The sequence below is a fragment of the Halapricum desulfuricans genome (assembly GCF_017094465.1).
In the GTDB taxonomy this organism is placed as follows: domain Archaea; phylum Halobacteriota; class Halobacteria; order Halobacteriales; family Haloarculaceae; genus Halapricum.
In genome coordinates this window covers 1-16,923 of sequence record NZ_CP064792.1, presented here as the reverse complement: position 1 = coordinate 16,923, position 16,923 = coordinate 1, and the positions used below count along the sequence as shown (strand labels likewise).

Genomic DNA, 16,923 nt, shown 5'->3' with positions numbered 1-16,923 from the left:
TCCAATTTTCGAAATTCTCGGAGTGTAAGGGAGGCAGTTATTCGGGGATAACTCGGAACATCGCGACATCGTGAGAATCGACCGTCGCGTGCAATCGACCGTCAGTTTCCCGGATTTCGTCGTTCCAGACGTCTCGCACGGTGTAGGTCGCTGCATCGACCGGCATGTCGATCGTCTCGACAGTCGTCTGGATATCCGTGGTCGAGTCGCCGCGGTTGAACAGAATCACTGCACACTCCTCACCGGCCAGTCGTTTGCTCCAGACTTCCGTCTCCCCGAGGACGCCGTCGCGGGTTCCCTGGATCCCCAGCGGGTCCTGATTGATCGCAATGGCGTCTTCATTAGTCAGTAGTTCGCGGGTCCAGTCGTCCATCGCCGTGAGGTCGTTGCCGGCCATCAGCGGCGCGCCGAACAGACACCAGAAACTGAAGTGCGTTCGCTCCTCGGCGGGCGTCAGCGCACGGTCGACGTCGACATCTTCGAGCTGTGACTGGCCGGAGTCCGGTCCGTTCCCTATCTGGAGCATGTCAGGGTCGTTCCATCCGCCGGGACCGTGGCAGGGAGCCATCCCGCGCTCGTCCATCTGATCGATGATGTCGACGATCCCGAGTCCGAATTCCTGCTCGTCGGTCGTCCACTTCGCGACGATGTCGTGGGTCGCTCGCCAGAGATGGCCGCCGGCGTTGCGACCCCAGCGCCACGGCTCGTTTTGTCCCCACTCGCAGATGCTGTAGACGATGTCGCGGTCGACGTCTGCGAGCGCGTTCCCCATCGCGCTGTAGCGCGCGATCGCATCGTTGCTCTCGTGATCGCCGCAGTTGTCGTACTTCAGGTAGTCGACGCCCCAGTCGGCGAACTGCCGGGCATGCAGCCGTTCGCGTCCGAGACTCGCCGGGAGCCCCTGGCAGGTTCGCGTGCCTGCCGACGAATAGATCCCGAACTTGAGCCCTCTCTCGTGGACGTATTCGGTCAGCGATTCGATACCGCTCGGGAAATCGTCCGGGTGGGGCTGGAGTCGACCCTCGTCGTCTACCTCGTCGGCCATCCAGCAGTCGTCGACCACGAGATACTCGTAGCCGGCGTCCCGGAGCCCGGTCTCGACGAGCTGGTCCGCCGCAGTGCGGATGTCCTCCTCGGTCACGTCACAGCTAAACGCGTTCCAGGAGTTCCAGCCCATCGGTGGTGTCGCGGCTATGTTCGTGTCGTCCGTCGCGAACATGCGACTACCTGCATGACACAAGTATAAATATCTTCTCACTATCTTCGCCAAGTAGTGTAAATACAGAATAATAAAGACATAAGTGAGTGTATCGAGAGGGGCCATGCATGGGAGAACTCGAGATCGAAGACCTCACCAAAGTATTCCGCGACGACGGCGGTGATATCGTCGCTGTTGACGACCTCGACATCGAGATCAAGGACGGGGAGTTGATCGTTCTCGTCGGCCCGTCGGGATGTGGGAAGTCGACGACGCTCCGGTGTGTTGCGGGGCTGGAGTCGCCAACGGAGGGCGATATCGTCCTCAATGGAACAACCGTAACGGATCAGAAGCCCAAAGAGCGGGATATGGCGATGGTGTTCCAGAGTTACGCGCTGTACCCGCACATGACTTCCCGAGAGAACATGGAGTTCGGTCTGAAGATGGCGACTGATCTCCCGGAAGACGAGATTGAGTCACGGGTCGACGAGGCGGCAGAGATGCTGGGGATCGCTGACTTGCTCAAAAAGAAACCGGACGAACTCTCGGGCGGTCAACAGCAGCGGGTTGCGCTTGGACGGGCGATCGTCCGCGAACCCGAGGTGTTCCTGATGGACGAGCCGCTCTCGAACCTCGACGCGAAGTTGCGCACCCAGATGCGGACCGAGCTTCAGGAGCTGCAGCAGGACCTCGGAGTAACGACGCTGTACGTGACACACGACCAGACCGAGGCGATGACAATGAGCGATCGGATCGCCGTGCTCAACGACGGCGAACTCCAGCAGATCGGGACGCCACTGGAATGCTACCACGAGCCCGAAAACGAGTTCGTCGCCGGCTTCATCGGTTCGCCGAGCATGAACTTCTTCGATGTCGAGTTGGACACCACAGGTGACGATCCCACACTCATCCACGAGGGATTCAGGTACGATCTCACCGAGGACGTCTACGCGGACATCGAGGGACACGGTGAACGGTTCACTCTCGGTATCCGACCGGAGGACATCGAGCTGGCCACAGCCGACGAGCCTAATGCCGTGACGACGACGGTCAAGGTCACCGAGCCGCTCGGAGAAGTGACCTACGTCTACCTCGACATCGGCGAGCGGCAGTACACGGCGACACTCGAGGGTGATATGGTCATCGAGGCAGGACGGACACTGACAATCCAGTTCCCGCAGGACCGCATTCACCTGTTCGACGGGCAGACGGGCGAGGCGCTCCGGAACCGCACCCGCCCGACCGACGAAGCCGTCGAATCGCTACCTGGCCTCCAGAATCCCGACGGTGTGGAAGCCGGTACGGAGTGAGGACTTGCGATCTTTGTTTCCATACTCTCAGAGATCTTCTGGGAAAGGTATAAATAATATCCGCTACAAGCGCTCAATGGGCATTAAATCATGAACGAGTCAGGTTCCAGTGGCTTGAGTCGACGGTCGATGCTGAAAGGACTCGGCGTCGGAGCGGCAGCCGGTCTCGCAGGCTGTAATGCACTCGGCGGTAACGGCAACGGCGGGCAGGCCCTCATGTGGGAGTACGGGTTCCCGAACACCGAAGGCGCAGAACCGGTCTGGCGGAACAAGTTCGAGTCGATGTACGAGGAGCTGGCTGGTGAGGAGATCAAGATCAGCCGGTATGCGTACGAGGACCTCCGGCAAAAGTTCCTCACGGGCGCGAGCACAGGCGAGCCAGACGCGATCGAGGGGACGCTGAGCCACCTTTCGGAGTACATCGCAGCGGGACACCTAGAACCGCTTGACGACTTCGCCGAATCGCTGGATTACTTTGATGGGTACGTCGACAGCACCATCGAGGCGATGACATACCAGGACACGCTCTACGCGCTCCCCTACGAGGGCAACGCGAGAGCGTTCTTCGTCCGCCAGGACATCCTCGACGAACTCGGTCAAGACGTCCCGGAGTCGGCCGAGGCGTTCCACGAAATAGGCAGGATGATCAACGACGAGTACGACGACTTGACCGGCTTTCACAACTGCACGAAAGACGGGAGCGTCCGGGCTTTCCAGGAGTGGATGACCCACATCTACCAGCATACCGACCGACTGTACGTCCCGGATGGAGACAGCTGGCAGCTCAACATCGAGGCCGACGCGCTGGGGCAGGTCTTCGACAACTGGTACTACCAGATCTACGCGGCCGACAACCCGGTCGGCGATCCGGACGATCTCGGTACGGGCTGGCAGACGAACGATCCTGGCTACATTAACGGTAACTACGCCTTCATCGAAAGCGGTACGTGGATGCGTAACTGGACGACAGGAGAAAACATTCAAAGCAGCGATACGGCCAAGGACATCCTCAACAACAAGACCCAGATCGCCCACCCGCCGCGCGCGGATGGGGCCTCGAAGGGGACGTTCCTCGAGGTCAAGCCGGTCATGGCCAACACACACTCGAATCAAATCGAGAAAGCCAAGACGGCTGTTCAGGCGTATACCCATCCCGAAACACTTGACGAAGGCATGGCCGAGGACCCTGAAGCGTCGGGCAAAGCGATGACACCCGTCCACGAGGACGTCGAGTCGACCATCGAAAACGAGAACTGGCAGCCGATGACCGACATCTTCACGACCGGTCGTGCGCTGGCGAAAGCGACCTGGGGCCCGGTCCGCGAGGAGTTCTACACGTACATGCAGGAGGTCGCCTACGGGGAGACTGATCCCTACGACGCCGGCGAACAGTTCCACGAAGCACTGAAAGGCAAAGAGAGCGAAATCTAACTTACTTCCATGGCAACGCAGACAGAGTCGCAATTCAGCCGATACAGGGAGGAGTTCTCGTCGTTTCTCACGGACACGTGGATCGGCTACGCGTTCGTGTTTCCGGCGGCGCTACTCCTCGCTGTCGTCATCGGCTATCCCACGCTCCGTGGGCTCTATCTGGCGTTTTTCGAGGTGTCGTTACTGAGTCCCAACGAGATGGAGTTCATCGGCCTGCAGCACTTCCGTGCACTCGCGACCGATCCGATATTCAAAGCCGCGCTGTGGCATACGGTCCTGTTGACCGCGCTGGCCGTCTCGTTCCAGTACCTCCTGGGACTCGGATTGGCTCTGGCACTGAAAGAGAAAGTTCCCGGTGCCGGGGTCTTCAGGAGTCTCTCGATGGTGACCTGGGTGATGCCGATCATCGTGATGGTCATCATCTTCCGATTTATGGTCCAGAACGGATTCGGCCCGGTCAACATCGTCCTCGATAGTCTGGGGATGGAGACGACCTACTGGTTCGGCGAACCAGGCGTGGCGTTCCCGCTGATCGTGGTCATGCACGTCTGGCGGAACGTCCCGTTCTACGCGATTTCACTGCTAGCTGCGATGAACTCCATCCCGAAAGAACAGTACGAGGCTGCACGGCTGGACGGTGCCGGCCCGCTCGAGCGCTTCCGGTACATCACGCTGCCCCAGATATCCTACGTATCGATGATCATGATCGTATTGCACGTCACGTTCACGTTCAAGAACTTCGATATCGTCTACCTCGCAACCGGCGGTGGACCGCTGGGGAATACTGAAGTGCTTGCCACGTACGTCTACAAGCAGGCGTTCCAGCAGTACGCGCTCGGGTACGGTGCCAGTATCGGTGTCGTGATGCTGATCCTGATGCTCACATTTACTATCGTCTACGTCAAACTGGAGGAGGTCGAGTAACATGGCAACCCGCACGGACTCTGAAGACCGCAACCTCGTTCAGCGAATCGACGCATGGTTAGGCGAAGACATGTCTCCGCGCCGTGCGCTCGGTGTGTATCTCGTGCTAGGGTTGTATTTTGCGTTCCTGCTGCTGCCGGTCATCTACATGGCTCTGGTTTCGTTCACTAGCCAGGACTTCCTGTTCTCCTCGGAGCTGATCCCGTCGCTCGGTGATCTCACTCTCGCAAACTACGAGACGGTCCTCTCACGAGGTGATTTCCGGACGTACTTCATGAACTCGATGATTGTCGCCACGTCGACGACGTTGCTGGTGTTGACTGTGGGAATCCTGGCCGGATACTCGATGAGCCGGTTCGACTATCCGGGACGGAACGGACTCCTGTACGCGTTCCTCTCGACGCAGATGCTCCCGATCGTACTCATCTTGATTCCGTTCTACATCTTGATGTTCTCACTGGATCTCGTCGATTCGCTGCTCGGTATCGTCATCGCTCATTCGGTCATTGGAATTCCGCTCGGTACGTGGCTTCTCAAGGGGTATATCGACGATATTCCCGAATCACTCGACGAGGCCGCGAAAATGGACGGCTGTTCGCACCTGAGCATCATACGGCGGATCATCCTCCCGCTTGCGATGCCCGGAATCGCCGTCGCTGGCTTCTACACGTTCATTCTATCGTGGAACGACTTCTTGCTGGTGTCCATTCTCTCACAGACGGCAGGGACCCGAACGCTACCGTTCGGCCTGCAGCTGTTTCAGGCCCAGAATACCGTCGCGTGGAATCTACTGATTGCCGCTGCGGTTATCACGATGGCGCCGGTGATATTGCTGTTCGCAGTCGCCCAGAAATGGGTCGTTGAGGGACTCGCCAGCGGTGGTATGAAGGGTAACTGACTGCACCCCTTTCGTCTTTCTTTCGCGCCGGCAAAACGCTTTAGCGGTTGGCCCGAGTCAACCGGTATATGACAGTCGGAGTCTGTTATTTCCCTGAACACTGGCCGCGCCAGCGCTGGGAGCGGGATATCGAGCAGATGGCGGCAGCCGGACTGGAGTACGTCCGCATGGCCGAGTTCTCCTGGGGACGGATCGAACCCGAGCGCGGCCAGTTCGACTTCGAGTGGCTCGACGAGGCGATCGAGTTGATCGGCGATCACGGGATGGAGGTCATCCTCTGTACCCCGACCGCGACGCCGCCGAAGTGGCTCGTCGACGAGCGTCCCGAGATCCTGCAGGAGGACCCCGACGGAACCGTCCGAGAGTTCGGTAGCCGTCGCCACTACTGTTTCAACTCTCCGGCCTACTGCGAGGAGACTGAACGGATCGTCACCCGGATGGCACAGCGCTACGCGGACAACCCACACGTCGCGGGCTGGCAGACCGACAACGAGTACGGCTGTCACGAGACCGTCCGGTGTTACTGTGAGGACTGCTCGGATGCGTTCAGTGAATGGCTCGCTGACCGTCACGGCGACGTCGACGCGCTCAACGAGGCTTGGGGGACGACTTTCTGGAGCCAGCAGTACCCCGACTTCGAGGCGGTCGAACCGCCGGGGCCGACGCCGGCCGAACACCATCCCTCGAGGCTGCTCGCGTACTACCGGTTCGCCAGCGACAGCGTCGTCGAGTACAACCGCCTGCAGACAGAGATCCTCCGGGAGATCAACGGCGACTGGCTGGTGACACACAACTTCATGGGGCATTTCTCGACGCTTGACGCCTACGACGTAGCCGACGATCTGGACCTCGTCTCGTGGGACTCCTATCCGACGGGGTTCGTCCAAGACCGCCGCGAAGCCGAGGCGACCGTGGAGGAGTTACGGGCGGGCGATCCGGATCAGGTCGGGCTGAACCACGACCTCTACCGCGGTGCACTGGAGCAGCCGTTCTGGGTGATGGAACAGCAACCGGGCGACGTCAACTGGCCGCCGCACGCCCCCCAGCCCGCCGAGGGCGCGATGCGTCTGTGGGCACACCACGCGGTCGCCCACGGCGGCGACGCCGTGCTCTACTTCCGGTGGCGACGCTGTCGACAGGGCCAAGAGCAGTACCACGCGGGCCTGCGAAAACAAGACGGGTCGCCCGACCGCGGTTATGCGGAAGCGAGCGACGCCGCCCAGGAACTGTTTGATCTCGGAGCCGTGGACGCCCCAGTTGCGTTGCTCCACAGTTACGAGAGTCTCTGGGCCACAAATATTCAGCCCCACGCGCCGGAGTTCGACTACTGGACGCACGTGGGAACCTATTACCGAGCGTTGCGCCGCCGCGGCGTGCAGGTGGACATCGTTCCTCCGGATCGCGATCTCGATGGGTACGCGGCTGTCGTCGCGCCGACGCTGTATCTCCTTGAAGACGCGCTAGCGACCCGGCTGGAAGCGTACGTCGAGGACGGTGGACAACTTCTGGTTGGCGCCCGAAGCGGCGAAAAGGGCCCGTACAATAAGTTGCCTGACGCCCTACAACCGGGGCCGCTCGCCGATCTGATCGGCGCGAGCGTCACCCAGCACGAGAGCCTCCCGGTGCAGGTACCGACGCAGGTCGTCTACGACGGCGACGAGTACGACTACCGGACGTGGGCCGAGTGGCTCGACCCCGACGACGCAACGGTCCGTGGGCAACATCGCAGCGGTCTGGGCGACGGACAGCCAGCTATCGTCGACGCCACGCGCGGCCAGGGACGCGCCACGTACTGCGGCGTCTGGCCCGAGCGCGGACTGACCGACGCGCTCGTTGATGACCTCCTCGAGCGGGCTGGGGTCACGACCCACGCACCACTTCCCGACGGCGTTCGAGTCGCCGAGCGGGACGGGCACGTCTGGGTGACGAACTTCACGGACGCACCGCTGTCGGTCGATGTCCCGAACGCCGCTACCTGGCTCATCGGCGACGAGCGCGTCGGAGCCTACGATGTCAGCGTCTTCGAAGGCACGCTCGGAGACGTGACTGTGACACGCGAGTGAACAGCGGACCGTGACACGAGAGAACAGCGTCACATTCTGGAGACGGAGACACCGTCAGAGGGCGCGATCAGGTGGACGGCCGGATCGTGCTCGGGGAACCGATACTCGTACTCCTCCTGCAGCGACTTCGCGAAGGTTTCTGCTTCGGAGGCGTCAACGAGGGCGATCGCTGCGCCGCCCCAGCCGGCGCCGGTCAGCCGTGCGCCGTAGGCTCCCTGCTTGACAGCGGCCTCAACGACATAATCCAGCTCCGGACAGCTGGCCTCGTAGTTCTCGGCGATGTCGTGATGTGCCTTCACTAGAAGGTTCCCAAACGCTCCGACGTCACCGCTTTCGAGGACTTCGACAGCTCGGTCGACACGGTCGTTCTCCCGGACGACATAGCCCAGTCGCTGGCGCTGGCGTGGCGTGAGCCCGTCGAGGTCGTCGGCTTCGAGTTCGACCGAGGAATCGACGCCCAGCGTTTTCATCGCCGCCTCGACGGTTTCGCGGCGCTGGTTGTACGCCGAGTCGACGAGCTCGCGCTCGACGCCCGTGTGAAAGACGACGACCTGGACGTCCTCCGGGAACGGGACCGTCTCGTACTCCATGGTGCCAGTGTCGAGATGCAGGGCGTGATTTGCCTCGCCCAGCGCGACGGCGAACTGGTCCATGATGCCACAGGAGACGCCGACGAAGTCGTTCTCGACGCGCTGGCTCAGTTCGGCCAGTCGCTCGCGGGACAGTCCGAGGTCGTACGCCTCGTTCAGAAAGGCCATGACCGCGAGTTCGAGACTCGCCGAGGAACTCAGACCGGATCCCAGCGGCAGATCGCCGGACAACTCGCCCCGGAAGCCGCCGGGTCGGTGCCCTTCCGCTTCGAGGACTGCGTAGCAGCCCTTGACGTAGTCGGTCCAGTCGTCGTCTCGCTCGCGATCAGTCGTCGAAAACGTCCGTTGCTCCTCGAGCGCCGCCGAGTATACGGTCACGTCGTCGTCCGGCGCCGCCTCCAGTTGCGTGTGGAGGTCTGTCGCCATCGGGAGGACGTAGCCGCCCGTGTAATCGGTGTGTTCCCCGATCAGGTTCACGCGACCCGGCGAACGCACGCGATAGCTGTATTCGTCGCTCATTGTACGATCGTCCACCCGAATAATCGAAGCCCACGGTTGTAAAACAACCGGGTGCCAGCGACGACGAAGAGATCGCCGACTGCCGTTTCTGTCACTCCCGCGCAGCGTCGAGGCTCTCGCGGAGTTCAGCGGCCGACTCTTCGGCGAGCTTGTTGTTGATGTAGGTTCCGGCGCCGAGTTCGCTCCCGGCGAGGTGCTTGAGCTTGTCTGCAGTACGTTTGGGCGGGTAAAGCTCCATGTGGAAGTGGGCGTAGCCTTCACCGGTCCCGTTTGTCGGTTGCTGGTGCATAGCCATCACGTACGGCATTTCCCCGTCGAACAGGCCGTCGTATGCGAGCTGGATGTCCTTGAGCAGCGATCCGAGTGCCCGCTCGTGTTTCTCATCGAAGTGCTTTAGCGAGGGGAGGTGGTCGTTCGCGTAGATGTGCACCTCGTACGCCCATCGCGCGAAGTACGGGACGACTGCAGTGAAGGCGTCGTTCTCGGCGACGATCCGCCGGTCGTCCTCGCGTTCGGCATCGAGCAGGTCACAGAACAGGCAGCGTCCGTGTTCCTCGAGGTGGTCCCGACTCGATTGGAGCTCCGTGCGAATCTTCGGCGGGACGAACGGATAGGCGTAGATCTGGCCGTGTGGATGGTGCAGCGTGACGCCGACGTCTTCGCCGCGGTTCTCGAAGATGTAGACGTACTCGTGGTCGGCCTTCTCGCCGAGGGTTTCGTAGCGATCCCGCCAGAGCTTGACGAGCTTGACGAACCGCGAGACCGGCTCCTGGGACATCGTGCCGTCGTGCTCGGGGGTGAATAGGACGACCTCACACTGGCCGTTGGCAGGCTCGGCAGGTAGGAGGTCGGACCCTTCGACGGCGGGTTCGGGCGGATCGGGCTGTAGCGACGGGAAACCATTCTCGACGACGGCCATGTCGTAGTCCGGCTCGGGGATCGCCGTCGGGTACTCTGCGCCCTCCTCAGTGGGACAAAACGGACAGTAATCCTCGGGCGGCTTGAACGTCCGCTCCTGGCGATGTGTCGCCGTGATGACCCACTCCTGGAGCGTCGGATCCCACCTGCGCTCAGTCATCGTCTCCCTCCGCCTTCTCGTCGACTGGCGTCAACTCGTCCGATTCGTCGAACTCGAAGAGCACGACGTACTTGTCGTTGTGGTTGACCTGCTTGCGCTTGCGCATGATCTATCATCTCGGCACCTTCGATTTCATGAGTGAAAAATCCATGGGATACGAGACTAACTTCGGCTGCCGCCTTTTCGAGAGTGCGTGTCATCGAACTATAGAAAGCACGGCACAGACATTCATAAAATACGAACATCTGGTTTGCCACGACGAACGGCAGGTACCGATGTAAAGTGGTGATTATTAACCGCTATACGATAGTTACCGACAGTTATTTAATGCTCATTTACGACGTGGTACCCGTATGGACCTCACCGATAGCCGCATTCTGATCACGGGCGGTGCCGGATTGATCGGTGCACCGCTGGCCGAACGCCTGGTCGCGGACAACGACGTGCTGGTCGTCGACGATCTCTCGAACGGGATCCGCGAGTCCGTTCCCGAGCAAGCCGAGTTCCTCGAGGGCGACCTGACCGATCCCGATGTCGTTGCGGAGGTCGTGACGGGCGATCTAGACGCGGTGTTTCACCTGGCGGCCGACAAGTACGTCAACGCCGAGCGGCCGCGCGAACAGTTCGAGTCCAACGAGGCGATGACGTACAACCTGCTGGAGCGTATGGAAGAGGTCGGCGTCGAGAACTTCCTGTTTACCTCTTCGTCGACGGTCTACGGCGAGGCGCCGCGGCCGACGCCCGAGGACTATGCGCCCTTGGAGCCGATCAGCGAGTACGGCGCGGCGAAACTCGCTGAAGAGGGCTTGCTCTCAGTATATGCGCACACGCGCGGTTTCACGGTCTGGAACTTCCGGTTTGCCAACATCGTCGGGGCCCGTTATGGCGCGGGTGTCGTCCCGGATTTCGTCTACAAACTGCAGGAAGATTCTGAGACCCTGACGATTCTCGGTGACGGTCGACAGGAGAAATCCTATATGTACATCGATGACTGCATCGACGCGATGTGCCACGTAGTCGAGCACGCCGACGAGCCAATGAATACCTACAATCTGGGGACGCGAACGACAACGTCAGTCACCCGGATCGCCGAGATCGTCAGCGACGAGTTAGGCATCGATCCCGACTACGAGTACACAGGTGGGGACCGCGGCTGGGAAGGCGACGTACCGAAAATGCGCCTCTCGGTCGAGAAACTGGCCGCGCTGGGCTGGGAACCTACCCTCTCTAGCGACGAAACTATCCGCCAGGGCGTGCGCGATCTGCTTGACGATCCCGAGAACGAACCCCACCTGAGTTAGGCTGGCATCCGGTGGATCGACGCGGGCAGCCACGCCGAGTATTCATATTTTGTGAACGGAGCGGCAGAGGGTTAGTGGACCGAGTGAGAGTGCTCGAACTGTGACTGAGGTGTCGAGCTGTCCTCATCCTGTCGAATGAAATTACATCAGTATGTTTGTAATGGATGGTGGCGCCGGTCGAAATATCTCGGTCACACGGTGCAAAACTTCAGAATAAGACGAAATATTAATAGTATAGTAGGCACGACAACTGTATATGTCTGATTCAAAAAATGTTGAGGAAGGGGCAACTATCTCTGCCCGAAATATCGGAGGAATCGACGACACAACGGTCGACTTACACCCTGGAGTAAACGTCCTAGCTGGTCGGAACGCGACCAATCGGACGTCATTCCTGCAGGCAATTATGGCTGCAATCGGCAGTCGCAATGTCGCGTTGAAAGGCGACGCCGACGAAGCAGAAGTGGAACTGACGATAGGTGACTCGACGTACCGTCGACGGCTGATTCGTCAAAACGAGAACGTCCGATTCGAGGGGGGGCCGTATCTCGACGATCCGGAACTCGCTGATCTGTTTGCTTTTCTCCTGGAATCGAACGAAGCCCGGCGCGCAGTCGCGACCGGGGCGAACCTGCGCGATCTCATTATGCGGCCAGTCGATACTGAAGAAATTAAATCGAAAATTACCCGCCTTGAATCGGAGAAAGACGAGATCGATGAAGAGATCGAGGCGATTGAACAGCGCAAGCAGAGACTCCCCGAACTGGAGTCCGAACAGACGCGTCTCGAAGCGGAAATTGAGGAGACGCAGGCGGCACTCTCCGAGAAGGAGGCCGAGATCGACGCTGCGGACGCCGATGTGCAGACACAACGTCGCGAACAAAAGCAACTCGAAGAGAAACTCGAAGCACTTCGTGAGGCGCGTAACGATCTCGAAGATATCCGCTACGAGTTAGAGACCGAACGGGAAAGTATCGAGTCGCTCAAGCAGGATCGGGCGACTCTTCGCGAGGAACTCGACGCGCTCCCAGAGACACCTGACAAAACAATCGACCACCTCGACGAAGAGATCGAGAGACTACGTGAGCGACGCCGACGGCTGGATAGCGAGATCAACTCGCTGCAGAGCACTGTTCGGTTCAACGAGGAGATGCTCGAAGGCGAACGGACCGACGTCTATGAGGCGATGACTGATGATGATGGTCACACGACCGACGACCTCCTGAGCGACGACGTCGTCTGCTGGACATGTGGTTCCGAGGTGCCTCGCGATCAGATCGAGGGAACGATAGAAGACCTCCGGACCCTCCGACAAGAAAAGCTCGACACCAAACGGGAAATGACCGACGAGCTTGACGAGCTGAAAGCCGACAAGGAGGGACTGGAAGGACAACGTGCGCGCCGCCACGAGTACCAGCGGCGACTCTCGGAGACCGAAGACGAACTGCAACAGCGAGAGGAGCGTATCGAACAACTCAAAGCACGCCGCTCAGAGGTGGAAACGACAATCCAGGACCTAGAGAGTGATGTTGAGGCTCTCGAATCGGAGCAGTTTGAGGAGATTCTTGACCTCCATCAAGAGGCGAACGAACTCGAATACGAACTCGGACGCTTGGAGACTGACCTTGAAGACGTCAATGACGAGATCGAAGGCATCGAGTCACGTCTGGACGACCAGTCGGAACTCGAAGCCGAACGCGAGCGAATATCTCAGGAATTGACGGACCTTCGGACCCGCGTTGAGACTCTCGAGGAGGACGCCATCGAGGCGTTCAACGACCATATGGAGGGTGTCCTCGACACACTGAATTACGATAACCTCGAGCGGATTTGGCTTGAACGTGTCCAGCGCGAGGTTCGGGATGGCCGCCGGAAGGCAATCAAGACATTCTTCGAGCTACACGTCGTCCGTTCGACAGCCTCTGGTGTGACCTATGAAGACACAATAGATCACCTCAGCGAATCTGAGCGGGAAGTGACCGGCCTGGTATTTGCTCTCGCTGGATATCTCGTCCACGATGTCCACGAGAAAGTACCTTTTGTGCTGCTTGACTCGTTAGAAGCGATCGACTCCGAACGGATCGCTGACCTCGTCGATCACTTCAGCGACTTCCCTGACTATCTACTCGTCGCGCTCCTGCCCGAAGATGCGCAGGCACTCGACGACAACTACGCCCGGATCAGATCACTATGAGATAGAATTCTTACATTACAATATAATTCTAATATATTCAATATTAATAGGCAGAGACAAGCATATTTATCTGATCTGGAGGACTTTGTATTGAGAGGATTCTCAAGCGCGATTTATAGGATGTGATCATATTATTTTCGGAGAAGACAATGAGATGGGTATAAAGTATAAAAACGTCATTCTCACGCCTTATAAGTAGATATTCAAGGTGAGAGTCAGACAGCACATCGTCTCGGACTCGGCAATAATATAATATCCCATTAATATATATTTATCTTATATGTCTGCAGTAAGACTCGTTAGCGACTAGTCGAGACGGGCCAGTCGACAGTATGATTATACCGACGGATGAGTAAGAAGTATGGAGCAGCCATCAATTGGCCGAGCCGATGGAGGACGACCGCGGGTCAAGGTCGCCCGTGTCATCGAAAAATACGGTCTCGACGGACTTGGCGCAGAGCTGGAGCGTCGGTGGCTTGGAAAAGACGAACAGCGGATGAGTCTCCGGGATCTTGCCGATTACTTCAACGAACAGGTACTAGAAGCGGCCATCGAGGGCAGCGACCTTAGCCCGATCGACACCGACGTCGAGACACTCTACCAGCAGTTGACCGACGAGGACATGAGCGCAGGGATCAGAACGCGCGTCGAACGACGACTCGACCGGAACGGTGTCGACATTGAGGCCGTCACGAGCGACTTCGTCACCCATCAGTCGATACACACCTACCTGCGGGAGTATCGAAACGTCAGCCAACCGGAGGCCACACCAGAGGAGCAACTGGATACCGCCCGCGAACGCATTCAGAAGCTCCAGGATAGGACGGCGGCCGTCACCGAAGATGCACTGCAGAGCCTCCAACGTGAGGGAATCGTCCCCGAAGGGGATATCGACGTACTCGTCGATCTACAGTTGGTCTATACTGATACCGGTGAGCAGTACAGTATCTTTGAAATGCTTGAGGATGCCGCCGAAGAGTAATACGGTCGGCAGTATGCGCGTCGTGAAGTACCCCGCGCACGGTGGCGCGGGGCATCCGTGTTTACTCTGGCACTGCTGAGGCAACGGATTTGAATTCCTCTCGCGTGGGACTCGCGCTATTTCTTTTATAGAAGCAGGAAAACTCACCCTTAAGAAGCGAACGGCGTCAACCGTGAGCGAGCAGGGTGAGGAGAAAGTCACTCTCCGAGCGTCAGGTTGAACTCTTTCAGGGCCTCAGGGTTTTTTACGTGCATCGGGTCGTCTCCCGATAGGAGAGCCTCAATATCCTCGGCAATTAGTGTAGAGTGACGGTCGATCACATCCCTAGACGCGGACGCGATATGTGGTGTCGTAACTACGTTGTCCATCTCAAGTAGCGGGTCATCCTCGGCAATCGGCTCCTGATGATAGACATCCATCGCCGCACCCCAGATCTCGTCGTTCTGGAGAGCTTCGACGAGTGACCCCTCCTGGATAATCGCCGCGCGGGCCGTGTTGACGAAGACAGCGTGGTCTGGCATCGCCTCGAATTCAGCGGGACCGACCAAGTCGCGAGATGTCGGATTTACCCCCGCGTGCAGGCTCACAACGTCGCTCCGTCGGCATAGCTTCTGCAGATCGGTCAGCTTCTTAGCACCAAACGGCTCCATCTCGACGTGATCAACGAAGGGATCGTACGCGATGACGTCCATATTGAACCCATCCTTGGCACGCTTTGCGACCCGCCGACCAATCCGACCGAACCCGATGATTCCAAGCGTTCGTGAGCCCAATTCGGGGCCGCGCAATGTGACGTATGGCGAGTCCTTACCGATCCCCCAAGTGACGTCCTCTCGCTCCCCTCCTTCGGCCGCATCCGCCGAGGGGCTCCCAGTGTAGGTCCCCTCGTGGAGCCGGTGGTGGGCAAGCGAAATATTTCGGGTGATGCTTAGCAGCAATCCCAGTGTATGATCGGCGACAGTCTCTGCGTTCCTGCCGGGAGCATACAGAACCGGAATCCCACGTTCGGTGGCTGCCCCAATATCGACGCTCGCTTCCGGCCCCCCGCGGGGGCAGGCGATTAGATCAAGATCGGTGGCTGCGTCCATCAACTCCGCCGGCACGCCTTCGAAGCCAGAAACGAATATCTTCACGCCCTGCAGCCGCTCCTTCAGCGCTTCGACCGGCATCCGACCGTCACGCTCCTCAATGGGATCGAACTGGACGTCGAGGCCTAGTGATTCGAGCCGCTCGATACCGTCGTCCGAGAAATTCGCTGTTACAAGTGTCTTCATTGTTATTGGTCTGACGCCGAGTCGCTGAGGACAACGTCCTCGTGGATCCGACGTTCGATTTCGCGCAGTCCAGAGAATAAATGTATCCGTAATATAATAATGGTTTGGGTCAGGGCCATCCGACAGCACTAGACCGCTTCATTCGAATATTGTTCCTGTTCACTAATACCGAACCACTGGCCCAGGTGATAGCCTGCCCCGATCTGTTGTAGACATCACTCCGACTTCATGAAAGTGACTTGTGTTACAATAGTACGTATGTAAAGATAGGTGTCGTATGCACTGAGACGATAGAAGAGAGACATTCCTAAACGCCGGTTATTCAGTAAGAGTGGACACAGTTACCCGGTTGTAGTGGTCACAACGAGCCGTGGTTACTCTAGTTCCGACTGTATCTCGTGGGCTGAACTGATGAGCAGGCCTGGAATGTCTTGTTCGAACCGCTTGCCTGACAGGGCGTCAGTCGGCCCAGTGACACAGAGCGCGCCGTGCAAGCGTCCGTTCGTATCTGTGACAGCGGTCGCGATACACCTCATACCTGTCTGCCACTCCTCCCGGTCGACTGCCCATCCCTGGGTCCGAACGTCTTCCAGCGTCTCCAAGAGCTCCGCAGTTGTCTGCGTATTCTCCGTACACGGAGTCCGTTCGGATTCTGAGAGGAGCGCCGAAACTTCCTCGGGCGGATACGCTGCCAGGATCGCTTTCCCGGGCGCAGTGCAGTGCAGGGGAAGCACGTCGCCGGAATCAACGGCTGGGTCATCGACGCCCATCGCCGGAGCTGTGTAGAGACACGTGAGTCGTCCCCGTTCGAAGACGAGCAAGCTCGCGCTCAGACCAGTCGCATTCGACAGGTTCTCCGTGTGTGCGCGGCCGACATTGTAAAGGGTAAAGCGAGTGCGCGTCGTCGTCCCGATCTCCAGAAATCGGAGACTGGCCCGGTACGTCTGTCCGTCCTTGACCACGTACCCGAGCTGCGTCAGCGTCGAGAGGTGGTTGTGGATCGAGCTCCGCGAGTGTTCCAGCCGCTCGACCAGGTCCGCAAGCGTCATTCCCCCCGAATCGATGATAGCCTCCAGCACGCGGTGGCTAGTCTGTACCGCCTTGACCGGTGGATCGCCGTCGGCTGTCATACAATAGTAAACAATAGATGAACGTAAATAG

The 16,923-nt window shown here is 59.0% G+C and carries 13 protein-coding genes; 8 read left to right on the top strand and 5 right to left on the bottom strand.

The annotated features are described in order from the left end of the window. Positions 1–37: 37 nt before the first annotated feature. Positions 38–1,219 (bottom strand): glycoside hydrolase family 27 protein, encoded by a 1,182-nt coding sequence (locus HSEST_RS13800; RefSeq protein WP_229123091.1) that lies wholly within the window; start codon positions 1,217–1,219, stop codon positions 38–40. 107 nt (positions 1,220–1,326) lie between these two features. On the opposite strand from HSEST_RS13800, the gene HSEST_RS13795 reads away from it, so the two are divergent. From HSEST_RS13795 to HSEST_RS13775, 5 genes are all read left to right on the top strand, one after another. Next, entirely contained in the window at positions 1,327–2,508 is a 1,182-nt protein-coding gene (locus HSEST_RS13795; protein WP_229123090.1) for an ABC transporter ATP-binding protein, read from the top strand. A gap of 129 nt (positions 2,509–2,637) precedes the next feature. Next, positions 2,638–3,939: an ABC transporter substrate-binding protein gene (locus HSEST_RS13790; protein ID WP_229123089.1), complete on the top strand. Its 1,302-nt coding sequence runs from the start codon at positions 2,638–2,640 to the stop codon at positions 3,937–3,939. Between the two features lie 9 nt (positions 3,940–3,948). Beyond that, the gene (locus HSEST_RS13785; protein ID WP_229123088.1) at positions 3,949–4,863 is read left to right on the top strand and encodes a carbohydrate ABC transporter permease; all 915 of its coding nucleotides are present in this window, start codon (positions 3,949–3,951) and stop codon (positions 4,861–4,863) included. Position 4,864: 1 nt separating this feature from the next. After that, positions 4,865–5,761 (top strand): carbohydrate ABC transporter permease, encoded by an 897-nt coding sequence (locus tag HSEST_RS13780; protein ID WP_229123087.1) that lies wholly within the window; start codon positions 4,865–4,867, stop codon positions 5,759–5,761. Positions 5,762–5,829: 68 nt separating this feature from the next. Beyond that, complete coding sequence (locus HSEST_RS13775; protein ID WP_229123086.1) at positions 5,830–7,824, top strand: beta-galactosidase; 1,995 nt, start codon at positions 5,830–5,832, stop codon at positions 7,822–7,824. A 29-nt stretch (positions 7,825–7,853) separates the two neighbouring features. Here the strand turns inward: HSEST_RS13775 and HSEST_RS13770 are convergent, their stop codons facing one another. Both HSEST_RS13770 and galT read right to left on the bottom strand, forming a co-directional pair. Continuing rightward, positions 7,854–8,933: a galactokinase gene (locus tag HSEST_RS13770; protein ID WP_229123085.1), complete on the bottom strand. Its 1,080-nt coding sequence runs from the start codon at positions 8,931–8,933 to the stop codon at positions 7,854–7,856. A gap of 91 nt (positions 8,934–9,024) precedes the next feature. After that, positions 9,025–10,011 (bottom strand): galactose-1-phosphate uridylyltransferase, encoded by a 987-nt coding sequence (galT, locus tag HSEST_RS13765; RefSeq protein WP_229123084.1) that lies wholly within the window; start codon positions 10,009–10,011, stop codon positions 9,025–9,027. A 353-nt stretch (positions 10,012–10,364) separates the two neighbouring features. On the opposite strand from galT, the gene HSEST_RS13760 reads away from it, so the two are divergent. From HSEST_RS13760 to rdfA, 3 genes are all read left to right on the top strand, one after another. After that, complete coding sequence (locus tag HSEST_RS13760) at positions 10,365–11,312, top strand: NAD-dependent epimerase/dehydratase family protein (protein WP_229123083.1); 948 nt, start codon at positions 10,365–10,367, stop codon at positions 11,310–11,312. A gap of 256 nt (positions 11,313–11,568) precedes the next feature. Next, the gene (locus HSEST_RS13755) at positions 11,569–13,506 is read left to right on the top strand and encodes an archaea-specific SMC-related protein (protein ID WP_229123082.1); all 1,938 of its coding nucleotides are present in this window, start codon (positions 11,569–11,571) and stop codon (positions 13,504–13,506) included. Between the two features lie 361 nt (positions 13,507–13,867). Further along, positions 13,868–14,488, top strand: coding sequence for a rod-determining factor RdfA (gene rdfA / locus HSEST_RS13750; protein ID WP_229123081.1), 621 nt, complete (start codon positions 13,868–13,870; stop codon positions 14,486–14,488). A gap of 197 nt (positions 14,489–14,685) precedes the next feature. On the opposite strand, the gene HSEST_RS13745 is transcribed toward rdfA, so the two are convergent. Beyond that, complete coding sequence (locus HSEST_RS13745; protein WP_229123080.1) at positions 14,686–15,762, bottom strand: 2-hydroxyacid dehydrogenase; 1,077 nt, start codon at positions 15,760–15,762, stop codon at positions 14,686–14,688. A 374-nt stretch (positions 15,763–16,136) separates the two neighbouring features. Next, positions 16,137–16,892 carry an IclR family transcriptional regulator gene (locus HSEST_RS13740; RefSeq protein WP_229123079.1) on the bottom strand — a complete coding sequence of 252 codons (756 nt, stop codon included), beginning with the start codon at positions 16,890–16,892 and terminating at the stop codon, positions 16,137–16,139. Between the last annotated feature and the right edge of the window lie 31 nt (positions 16,893–16,923).

What these genes read in the sequence shown, in the direction of transcription:
- HSEST_RS13755 (WP_229123082.1), top strand. Translation starts at nt 11,569, where the DNA reads ATGTCTGATTCAAAAAATGTTGAGGAAGGGGCAACTATCTCTGCCCGA.
- HSEST_RS13790 (WP_229123089.1), top strand. Translation starts at nt 2,638, where the DNA reads ATGCTGAAAGGACTCGGCGTCGGAGCGGCAGCCGGTCTCGCAGGCTGT.
- HSEST_RS13785 (WP_229123088.1), top strand. Translation starts at nt 3,949, where the DNA reads ATGGCAACGCAGACAGAGTCGCAATTCAGCCGATACAGGGAGGAGTTC.
- HSEST_RS13745 (WP_229123080.1), bottom strand. Translation starts at nt 15,762, where the DNA reads ATGAAGACACTTGTAACAGCGAATTTCTCGGACGACGGTATCGAGCGG.
- galT (WP_229123084.1), bottom strand. Translation starts at nt 10,011, where the DNA reads ATGACTGAGCGCAGGTGGGATCCGACGCTCCAGGAGTGGGTCATCACG.
- HSEST_RS13740 (WP_229123079.1), bottom strand. Translation starts at nt 16,892, where the DNA reads ATGACAGCCGACGGCGATCCACCGGTCAAGGCGGTACAGACTAGCCAC.
- HSEST_RS13760 (WP_229123083.1), top strand. Translation starts at nt 10,365, where the DNA reads ATGGACCTCACCGATAGCCGCATTCTGATCACGGGCGGTGCCGGATTG.
- HSEST_RS13775 (WP_229123086.1), top strand. Translation starts at nt 5,830, where the DNA reads ATGACAGTCGGAGTCTGTTATTTCCCTGAACACTGGCCGCGCCAGCGC.
- HSEST_RS13795 (WP_229123090.1), top strand. Translation starts at nt 1,327, where the DNA reads ATGGGAGAACTCGAGATCGAAGACCTCACCAAAGTATTCCGCGACGAC.
- rdfA (WP_229123081.1), top strand. Translation starts at nt 13,868, where the DNA reads ATGGAGCAGCCATCAATTGGCCGAGCCGATGGAGGACGACCGCGGGTC.
- HSEST_RS13770 (WP_229123085.1), bottom strand. Translation starts at nt 8,933, where the DNA reads ATGAGCGACGAATACAGCTATCGCGTGCGTTCGCCGGGTCGCGTGAAC.
- HSEST_RS13800 (WP_229123091.1), bottom strand. Translation starts at nt 1,219, where the DNA reads ATGTTCGCGACGGACGACACGAACATAGCCGCGACACCACCGATGGGC.
- HSEST_RS13780 (WP_229123087.1), top strand. Translation starts at nt 4,865, where the DNA reads ATGGCAACCCGCACGGACTCTGAAGACCGCAACCTCGTTCAGCGAATC.